Source organism: Caballeronia mineralivorans PML1(12), from assembly GCF_001028175.1.
In the GTDB taxonomy this organism is placed as follows: Bacteria; Pseudomonadota; Gammaproteobacteria; order Burkholderiales; family Burkholderiaceae; genus Caballeronia; species Caballeronia mineralivorans.
In genome coordinates this window covers 17,433-27,283 of the sequence record NZ_AEJF01000159.1, presented here as the reverse complement: position 1 = coordinate 27,283, position 9,851 = coordinate 17,433, and the positions used below count along the sequence as shown (strand labels likewise).

General features: G+C 62.1%; 5 protein-coding genes. 4 read left to right on the top strand and 1 reads right to left on the bottom strand.

The window, feature by feature from the left end:
• Nucleotides 1-281: 281 nt before the first annotated feature.
• Together hemE and EOS_RS26655 are read left to right on the top strand one after the other, a co-directional pair.
• Complete coding sequence (hemE, locus tag EOS_RS26660; protein ID WP_047895186.1) at nt 282-1,370, top strand: uroporphyrinogen decarboxylase; 1,089 nt, start codon at nt 282-284, stop codon at nt 1,368-1,370.
• Between the two features lie 461 nt (nt 1,371-1,831).
• The gene (locus EOS_RS26655; RefSeq protein ID WP_047895189.1) at nt 1,832-4,099 is read left to right on the top strand and encodes a primosomal protein N'; all 2,268 of its coding nucleotides are present in this window, start codon (nt 1,832-1,834) and stop codon (nt 4,097-4,099) included.
• A gap of 24 nt (nt 4,100-4,123) precedes the next feature.
• Here the strand turns inward: EOS_RS26655 and EOS_RS26650 are convergent, their stop codons facing one another.
• A complete protein-coding gene (locus tag EOS_RS26650; RefSeq protein ID WP_047895185.1) occupies nt 4,124-4,312 on the bottom strand; it encodes a hypothetical protein in 189 nt (62 codons plus the stop codon).
• Between the two features lie 317 nt (nt 4,313-4,629).
• Here EOS_RS26650 and putA point away from each other — a divergent pair, with 317 nt between their 5' ends.
• Nucleotides 4,630-8,562, top strand: a complete 3,933-nt coding sequence (putA, locus tag EOS_RS26645; protein ID WP_047895188.1) for a trifunctional transcriptional regulator/proline dehydrogenase/L-glutamate gamma-semialdehyde dehydrogenase — start codon at nt 4,630-4,632, stop codon at nt 8,560-8,562.
• Nucleotides 8,563-8,656: 94 nt separating this feature from the next.
• Nucleotides 8,657-9,805 (top strand): branched-chain amino acid ABC transporter substrate-binding protein, encoded by a 1,149-nt coding sequence (locus tag EOS_RS26640; RefSeq protein WP_047895184.1) that lies wholly within the window; start codon nt 8,657-8,659, stop codon nt 9,803-9,805.
• Nucleotides 9,806-9,851: the final 46 nt, after the last annotated feature.

The window sequence follows — 9,851 nt, the reverse complement described above, 5'->3', positions numbered from 1 at the left end:
CGGCGCCGGGCGCTGCCGTGATACTGCCGGCCTGCACGGTTTGCGCCCGCGCGCCGATCGCGAAGCCGAGCAGCAGGGCGCAAGCACCGGTGCCAAGGACGCCTCGACGCGATACGCAACCAAGGGCAAAAACTCTCATCGATACTCCTCGAAAGATCATTTGAGCCGCCGATGATATCGACTGCCGGCGTCGTTGAACATTGGCGGCGCTCCCTGTCCGGAAGGTCAAACCTCGCTGTCACCTCCGGTAGAATGACCCTTTGCCCAACGCCCCAAGCCACGTGCCTTCCACACTCCTGAACGACACCTTCCTGCGCGCGCTGCAGCGCCAGCCGACCGACTACACGCCAATCTGGCTGATGCGTCAGGCCGGCCGCTACCTGCCCGAATACAACGCGACTCGCTCGCGTGCCGGCAGCTTCCTCGGCCTCGCCACCAATCCCGACTACGCGACGGAAGTTACGCTTCAGCCCCTCGAACGCTTCCCGCTCGACGCCGCCATCCTGTTCTCGGACATCCTGACCATCCCCGACGCAATGGGCCTCGGCCTGAATTTCGTCCAGGGAGAAGGTCCGCGATTCGAGCGCACGGTGCGCACGGAAGAGGACGTTGCCAAGCTGCACGTGCCGGATATCGACGCCACGTTGCGCTACGTGACCGACGCGGTATCGCAAATCCGCCGCGAGCTCACCGACGCCCAAGGCCGCCAGAAAGTACCGCTGATCGGCTTTTCGGGCAGCCCATGGACGCTCGCCTGCTACATGGTGGAGGGCGGCGGATCACCCGATCACCATACGGTCAAGGCAGTGGCCTATACGCGCCCGGACCTGATGCATCGCATCCTCGATATCAACGCGCAGGCAGTCGTCGCTTATCTGAACGCGCAGATCGAAGCGGGCGCGCAAGCCGTGATGATCTTCGACACCTGGGGCGGCGCCCTGGCAGACGGCGCTTATCAACGCTTCTCGCTCGATTACATCGCGAAGGTGGTCGCGGGATTGAAGCGCGAGCACGACGGCGTCAAAGTGCCGGTGATCACGTTCACGAAGGGTGGCGGTTTGTGGCTCGAACAGATCGCAGCAATCGGCGTGGACGCGGTCGGCCTCGACTGGACCGTGAACCTGCGCCAGGCGCGCGAGAAAGTGGGCGATCGTGTTGCGCTGCAGGGCAATATCGATCCGTCGGTGCTGTTCGCATCGCCGGCCGTGATTCGCACCGAGGCGCGCGCCGTGCTCGACAGTTTCGGGAATTTTCCGGGCCATGTCTTCAACCTGGGCCACGGTATTTCCCAGTTCACGCGTCCAGAGAACGTGGCAGAACTCGTCGATGAAGTGCATCGGCATAGTCGCGCCATTCGGGCAAAGAACTGACGTTTGGTCAAAAAAGATTGCTGCCCTGCGTCACGAAAAGTTTCCGTCAAACGTTTGACCGGTTAGACAAAAGTGGCTCGAAATGCCCGTAGATTGGCCGTTCCGCCAATGTCAAGAGTTGACTTATGCACATTTTGTACGTTGCGGCGCGCAATCTTCAATTCAGACCTAAGGGCCCTGATGAAGGCATGTTTTGTGTCTTCAAATACATGATTAATAAGAGAAATTCAGTTTCAAAACTGAATGTGGGCTACCGCACACAACAAGCGAGATCGCCACTTTTTGTCCCTGTCAATCAAAGTTCTCAACAAAGTTATCCACAGGCCTGTGGAAAGCTTCGAAATCTCAAAAATAATCCGCAGGTTAGCGTCGATTGTGATGTTTCACTTTAACTACGCGCCGGACAGCCCGATACTCAGGTGGAAGGGTTGCGGCAGCCTGACTTGCAGCGGGTGCGGCAATTGAGCCTCTTTGTCCGGGTCGCGCTGGACCATCCTTTGCCGACGCTTTTCGACTATCGATACGACCTGGCACCCACGCCGCTTCCCGGCATGCTGGTACGGATCCCGTTCGGCCGCCGGGATGCAGTTGGCATGATTTGTGAGGTGACGGATCGTAGCGACGTGCCGCTGGACAAGCTGCGCGATGTGGCAGCCATTTGCAGCACGCTCGCGCCGCTGGCGGCGGAATGGCGCGCACTGACGCTGTTTGCGGCCGAGTATTACCAGCGCGGTCTGGGCGAGGTGGCGCTACCCGCGTTGCCGCAGGTTTTGCGTGACGCCTCGCGCTGGGCGAAATTGCTGGCGCCGGAGGAGCGGTATCGGTTGATGCCGGAGGGGCGCGCGAGTTTGCCCGATGCGTTGCCGGCGCGCGCGACTGCACTGCGCCGTCTCGCCGAAGCGCTCGCTGCCAGCCCGACGTTGCCCGCCGCCGACGCTCGCGCACTGCATCCCAAAGCGCGCGCGACGCTTGATGAATGGCAAATGCGCGGATGGGTATCGCTGGAAACGGGCGATGTCGCCGAGCAAGACATCGCGCTGGCACCGCAGATCGAAAAGGCCGCGCTGCACGCGAGCGACGCGCTTTTGCCGCAACTGAGCGCCGAGCAGGCCGATGCCGTCGATGCCATCCGCGGTGCGCAGGGTTTCGCGGCGTTCCTGCTGCACGGTGTGACCGGCAGCGGCAAAACCGAGGTTTATCTCCACGCGCTGGCCGATTTGCTGAGCGCGCGTCCTGACGCGCAAGCGCTCGTGCTCGTCCCGGAAATCAATCTCACGCCGCAATTCGAAGCCGCGTTTCGCACGCGTTTTGCCGCGCTGCCGGAAGGCGCCATCGTCACGATGCATAGCGGGCTGGCGGAAGGCGAGCGCGCGCGCAACTGGCTCGCAGCTCACACCGGTCGCGCGCGGCTCGTGCTCGGGACGCGGCTGGCGATCCTGGCGTCGCTGCCCAAGCTGTCGTTGATTGTCGTCGATGAGGAACACGATCCCGCCTACAAGCAGCAGGAAGGCTTGCGATATTCGGCCCGCGATCTCGCGGTTTATCGTGCGAAGGAGCTTGGCATTGCGGTTGTGCTGGGGTCGGCGACACCGTCTTTAGAAAGCTGGTGGCAGGCAGAGCAGGGCCGATACACCAAACTGACGTTGACGCGTCGCGCCGTGGCGACAGCGGTTCTGCCGAGCGTCCGGTTGATCGACCTGGAGGAAGAGCGGCAGCGCGGGCGGGCATCGGTGGAGGGGTTGTCGGGGCCGCTCATCGCCGCGATGAAAACGCGCCTGGAACGCGGCGAGCAAAGCCTCGTGTTCCTCAACCGGCGCGGTTACGCCCCCATCCTTTCCTGCGACGCCTGTGGCTGGGTCGCCGGCTGCCCGCGATGCAGCGCCTACGTTGTGCTTCACAAGCCCGAGCGTGCCTTGCGTTGTCACCATTGCGGGTGGGAATCGCGGATTCCTAAATCCTGCCCGGACTGCGGCAATGTGGATATCGCGCCAATGGGCCGTGGCACGCAGCGCGTGGAAGAAACCCTCGCGACAGCGGTGCCGGGCGCGCGGGTGTTACGTATCGATGCCGACAGCACGCGGCGCAAAGGCAGCGCGCAAGCTCTTTTCTCCGATGTCCACGCAGGCGAGGTCGATATCCTGGTCGGCACGCAGATGATCGCGAAGGGGCACGACTTTCAGCGCGTGACGCTGGTCGGCGTACTCAACGCCGATACCGCGCTTTTCTCCCACGATTTCCGGGCGAGCGAGCGGCTTTTTGCCCAGTTGATGCAGGTGAGCGGGCGGGCGGGGCGTGCCGGATTGCCGGGCGAAGTGATGATCCAGACGCGCTATGCGCGGCACGCGCTTTATCACGCGCTGGCCCGGCATGACTACGTCGGTTTTGCGAACTCCACGCTGGCCGAACGCCGCGATGCGCATTTACCGCCGTTCGTCTATCAGGCGATGCTTCGAGCCGAAGGGCGCACGCTGGAGGCGGCGCTCGACTTTCTAGGGGCCGCGGCGGCGGAGTTTACCGGGTTGGCCGGCGCCGAGCGCGTGACGGTGTACGACGCGGTGCCGCTGACTATCGTGAAGGTGTTTAACGTGCATCGCGCACAGTTGCTGCTGGAATGCGCGTCGCGGGCGGTTTTGCAGAATGCGCTGCGGGCCTGGCAGCCGGCGTTGCGCAGCCTGAAGGTCAAAGGCGTGATCCGATGGAATGTCGAAGTCGATCCGCTCGATATCTAAAGCACGCTTCGGATTCAGCCAGCTTCAGCCAGCGCGTCCGCCATCCGACCCCTGCACGCGTGCAACCGCCAGGCCGCCGACCGTCATGTCGTGGCCATCGTCGCGGGTCCCATCCTCGGGGCGCTCGACGTGCGGATGCGCGCCGCGGATGAACAGCACCACGCACAGCGCACACATCGCCCAAATACTGCAAAAAATCATCAAGGTGCTCATGTTCCCTTCTCCCCGAAACCGCGCGGCTGATTGTAAGACGGCCTGCAAAGTTTCATCGCTGGTATGGCCGTACCAGTTCTTATCGGCACCAGGCAGCAATTAATTAGGGGTAACTCAAAAAATTTATCAAACGCGGAATCCTAGAGCACACGGCACCCGCGGCGCCATCCTCAATTACCCGTAATCCCTTGTTGCACAAGGATTTTTACAAGGTGCAACCCATCTCGAAATGGTGGTTGCACCTTTTTTATGAGCGGGTTACGATTCGGCCACTTTTCAAGCTATCGCCGGTTCCCGATTCCGGCAAGGACGGATATATGGCGAGCACCACCCTGGGCGTCAAAGTCGACGATCTGCTGCGCACCCGCCTGAGAGACGCCGCCACGCGCCTCGAACGCACGCCGCACTGGCTCATCAAGCAAGCCATCTTCGCGTATCTCGAACGCATCGAACATGGACAGTTGCCACCCGAACTGTCCGGTGCAATCGGTTCAGCCGATACGCTGGAATCCTCCGCGCACGCCGAGTCTGAAGAAGACGGCGCGCCTCATCCCTTCCTGGATTTCGCCCAGAACGTGCAACCGCAATCCGTGTTGCGCGCGGCGATTACCGCGGCGTACCGGCGGCCGGAGCCGGAATGCGTGCCGTTCTTGATCGGTCAGGCGCGCTTGTCGGCTGGTGTCGCCAGTGAAACGAATGCGATGGCGACGAAGCTCGTCGAGGCGCTGCGCAAGAAGCAAACAGGCGGCGGTGTCGAAGGGCTGATCCACGAGTTTTCGCTCTCCAGCCAGGAAGGCGTCGCGCTGATGTGTCTGGCGGAAGCCCTGCTGCGCATTCCCGATCGGGCCACGCGCGACGCGCTCATCCGCGACAAGATCAGCAAGGGCGATTGGCGCTCGCATATGGGCCAGGCGCCGTCGCTGTTCGTGAACGCCGCGACGTGGGGCCTGATGATCACCGGCAAGCTGGTGACGACGAATAGCGAGGCCGGGTTGTCATCGGCGTTGACGCGCTTGATCGGGCGTGGCGGCGAGCCGCTGATCCGCAAGGGCGTCGATATGGCCATGCGGTTGATGGGCGAGCAATTCGTCACCGGCGAGACGATTTCCGAAGCGCTCGCTAATAGCCGCAAGTTCGAAGCGCGTGGTTTTCGCTATTCCTACGACATGCTCGGCGAAGCCGCGACGACCGAAGAGGATGCCGTTCGCTATTACGCATCGTATGAACAAGCGATTCACGCGATCGGCAAGGCGGCGGGATCGCGCGGTATTTACGAAGGCCCGGGCATTTCGATCAAGCTCTCCGCGCTGCATCCGCGTTACTCGCGCTCGCAGCAGGAACGCACGATGACCGAGTTGCTGCCGCGCGTGAAAGCGCTGGCGCTGCTCGCGCGGCGTTATGACATTGGCCTGAACATCGATGCGGAAGAGGCCGATCGGCTCGAAATTTCGCTCGATCTGCTCGAAGCGCTTTGCTTCGATCCCGAACTGGCCGGCTGGAACGGCATCGGTTTTGTGGTGCAGGCGTATCAAAAGCGCTGCCCGTTTGTTATCGATTATTTGATCGATCTCGCGCGTCGCAGTCGTCACCGGATCATGGTTCGGCTGGTCAAAGGCGCGTACTGGGATTCGGAAATCAAGCGCGCGCAAGTCGATGGCCTCGAAGGTTATCCGGTCTATACGCGCAAGATCTACACGGACATCTCGTATGTGGCCTGCGCGAAGAAATTGCTCGGTGCGCCCGATGCCGTGTACCCGCAATTCGCTACGCACAACGCGTTCACGTTGTCCGCTATCTATCACCTCGCCGGAGGGAATTATTACCCCGGTCAGTACGAGTTCCAGTGCTTGCATGGCATGGGCGAGCCGTTGTACGAAGAAGTCACCGGGCGCGACAAGCTGAACCGGCCGTGTCGCGTGTATGCACCTGTTGGCACGCATGAAACGCTGCTCGCGTATCTCGTGCGCCGCCTGCTCGAGAACGGCGCGAACACGTCGTTTGTGAACTGCATCGCCGATAAAACCATTCCTGTGAGCGAGCTCGTGCAGGATCCCATCGACGAAGCGTCCAAGCTCACGCCGCTCGGTTTGCCTCATGCAAAGATTGCCCTGCCGCGTCAGTTGTACGGCAGCGAGCGCCCCAATTCGATGGGCTTCGATTTGTCGAATGAGCATCGGCTGGCGTCGCTGTCGTCGGCGTTGCTGGCGAGCGCGAATCATCCGTGGCGCGCGGCTCCGATGCTGGAAACAGGGGATGTGGTGGAAGGCGTTGCACGCGATGTCCGCAATCCCGCTGACCTGCGCGATCTGGTTGGAACGGTCGTTGAGGCCTCGTCGGAGCAAGTCGCTCTGGCGATTTCCAACGCTGTTGCCGCCGCGCCGATCTGGCAATCGACGCCCATCGATGAGCGCGCCGATTGCCTCGCCCGCGCCGCTGACTTGCTCGAAGCGCAGATGCATACGCTGATGGGTCTGGTTGTGCGCGAAGCGGGGAAATCGCTGGCGAATGCGGTGTCGGAGATTCGTGAGGCTATCGATTTCTTGCGTTATTACTCGGCGCAGATCCGCAGCGAGTTTTCCAACGATACGCATCGTCCGCTGGGTCCCGTGGTTTGTATCAGCCCGTGGAACTTCCCGCTGGCGATCTTCATGGGACAAGTGGCCGCTGCGCTTGCTGCAGGTAATCCGGTGCTCGCGAAGCCAGCGGAACAAACTCCGTTGATCGCCGCGCAAGCCGTGCGCATCCTGCGCGAAGCCGGCGTGCCGCCGGGCGCGGTGCAACTCCTGCCGGGCAATGGCGAAACCGTGGGTGCAGCGCTGGTCGCCGATCCGCGCACGCGCGCCGTGATGTTCACCGGTTCGACCGAAGTCGCACGCTTGATCAACAAGACCTTGTCCGAACGGCTCGATCCCGATGGCCGGCCGATTCCGCTGATCGCGGAGACGGGCGGGCAGAACGCGATGATCGTCGATTCGTCCGCTCTGGCCGAGCAAGTGGTCGCGGACGTGTTGCAGTCGTCCTTCGATTCCGCCGGTCAACGCTGTTCGGCGCTGCGCGTTTTGTGTCTGCAGGACGATGTCGCGGACCGCACGCTCGAGATGCTCACCGGCGCGATGCAGCAACTCGCGATGGGCAATCCCGACCGCCTCTCCACCGATGTCGGCCCGGTGATCGATGCCGAAGCGAAGCAGAGCATCGACGCGCACGTGGCATCGATGCGCGAGAAGGGCCGCAACGTCGTGCAACTTCCCGTGCCCGATGGCTGCACACAAGGCACGTTCGTTCCGCCGACGCTGATCGAACTGGATTCCATCGATGAGTTAAAGCGCGAAGTGTTTGGGCCGGTCCTGCACGTGGTTCGGTATCGTCGGGCGCATCTTGATAAACTGCTCGACCAAATTAAGGCGACGGGTTATGGGCTGACGCTGGGCATCCATACGCGTATTGATGAAACCATCGCGCACGTGGTCAGCCGTGCGCACGTGGGCAACATCTATGTGAACCGCAACGTGATCGGCGCGGTGGTCGGCGTGCAGCCGTTCGGCGGCGAAGGTCTGTCGGGCACGGGACCGAAAGCGGGCGGCGCGCTGTACTTGCAGCGGCTCCTTGCCAAGCGTCCGACGGGTTTGCCGAAGTCGCTGGAAAGCGCGCTGATCGTGGACGAGACAGCGTCGAACGAAACGCCGGCTGCACTGACCGCATTGCGCGACTGGGCCATCGCCGAGCGCGATCCGCAGACGGCCGCACGGTGCGAAAGCCATCTGCAACACGTGATGGCTGGCGCAACCGCCGTGCTGGCCGGCCCGACCGGCGAGCGCAACACGTACACGCTCGGCGCACGCGGAATGGTTCTCTGCGTGGCATCGACGGCAAGCGGCGCCCGCGCGCAACTCGCCGCCGTGCTGGCTACCGGCAACAAAGCGCTGTTTTCCGGCGCGGCGGGTGAGCAACTCGTGGCCGCGTTGCCGGCGTCGCTCAAGGCGTATGCTTCGACGCGCAAGAACCAGGATGCGACCTTCGATGCGGTTTTGTTCGAAGGCGATAGCGACGAATTAATGGCGCTGGTGAAGGACGTTGCAAAACGCCCGGGACCGATTGTCTCGGTGCAGGGCGTGCCGGCGGGAGCATTCGCCGACGACGCTCACGACGGCGAGCAGGACTACGCGCTCGAACGGTTGCTGACGGAACGCTCGGTGAGCGTGAACACGGCGGCCGCAGGCGGCAATGCGAATTTGATGACGATCGGCTGAGCCGTATTCAGCACGGCCGGCCGGCTCAAACAAACGGCAGCAAGCACGGCGATCCCGGCACACGCTGCCACTTACATGGGAATCAGGAGAGTTTATGGATTACACGATGAAGAAGCTGGCAGCCGCGATGTTTATCGCCGGACTGTCGCTCGCGGGAACGGCTCAAGCGCAGACGGCTGAGGACGTGAAAGTAGGTTTCGCTGGCCCGATGACCGGTGCGCAAGCGCACTATGGCAAGGATTTCCAGAACGGCGTGGTGCTCGCGGTTGAAGATTTCAACGCGACCAAGCCGGTGATCGGCGGCAAGCCGGTTCGCATCGTGCTCGATTCCGCCGATGACCAGGCCGACCCGCGCACTGGCACGACGGTGGCGCAAAAGCTCGTGGACGACAACGTCAAGGGCATGCTCGGTCACTTCAACTCGGGCACGACGATCCCCGCTTCGCGCATCTACGCGAACGCCGGCATTCCCGAAATCGCGATGGCGACCGCGCCGGAATACACGACGCAAGGCTACAAGACCGCGTTTCGCATGATGACCTCCGATACACAGCAAGGCTCGGTTGCCGGCGAGTTCGCGGTGAAGACGCTGAAGGTTAAGAAGATCGCGATCGTCGATGACCGCACGGCCTATGGCCAGGGTCTCGCCGACCAGTTCGAGAAGGCGGCGAAGGCGGCGGGCGCGACGATCGTGGACCGTGAATACGCGAACGACAAGGCCGTCGACTTCAAGGCAATCCTGACCAAGCTCAAGTCGATGAATCCGGACCTCGTGTACTACGGCGGCGCCGATTCGCAAGCTGGCCCGATGGTCAAGCAGATGAAGACGCTCGGCATGCGTGCGCCGTTGATGGCGGGCGAAATGGTCAAGACCGACACGTTCCTGAAGATCGCCGGCGATGCAGCCGACGGTACGGTGGCATCGCTTGCTGGTTTGCCGCTTGAAGAAATGCCAGGTGGCGCGGGTTATGTGGCCAAGTACAAGAAGCGCTTCAACGAAGACGTGCAAACGTACTCGCCGTACGCGTACGACGGCGCAATGGCGATGTTCACGGCGATGAAGACCGCCAACTCCACCGATCCGGCGAAGTATCTGCCGATGCTCGCTAAAACCGACATGGCAGGCGTGACGTCGAAGCAACTCGCGTACGACTCGAAGGGCGATTTGAAGAACGGCGGGATTACGCTGTACAAGGTCGTTGGTGGGAAGTGGACGACGCTGCAGAGCGTGGGTGGTAAGTAAGGTTTCAGGTTTGGATTTAGTTTTGGAAGCCCCGCATGCGTTCTGC

What these genes read in the sequence shown, in the direction of transcription:
- putA (WP_047895188.1), top strand. Translation starts at nt 4,630, where the DNA reads ATGGCGAGCACCACCCTGGGCGTCAAAGTCGACGATCTGCTGCGCACC.
- EOS_RS26650 (WP_047895185.1), bottom strand. Translation starts at nt 4,312, where the DNA reads ATGAGCACCTTGATGATTTTTTGCAGTATTTGGGCGATGTGTGCGCTG.
- EOS_RS26640 (WP_047895184.1), top strand. Translation starts at nt 8,657, where the DNA reads ATGGATTACACGATGAAGAAGCTGGCAGCCGCGATGTTTATCGCCGGA.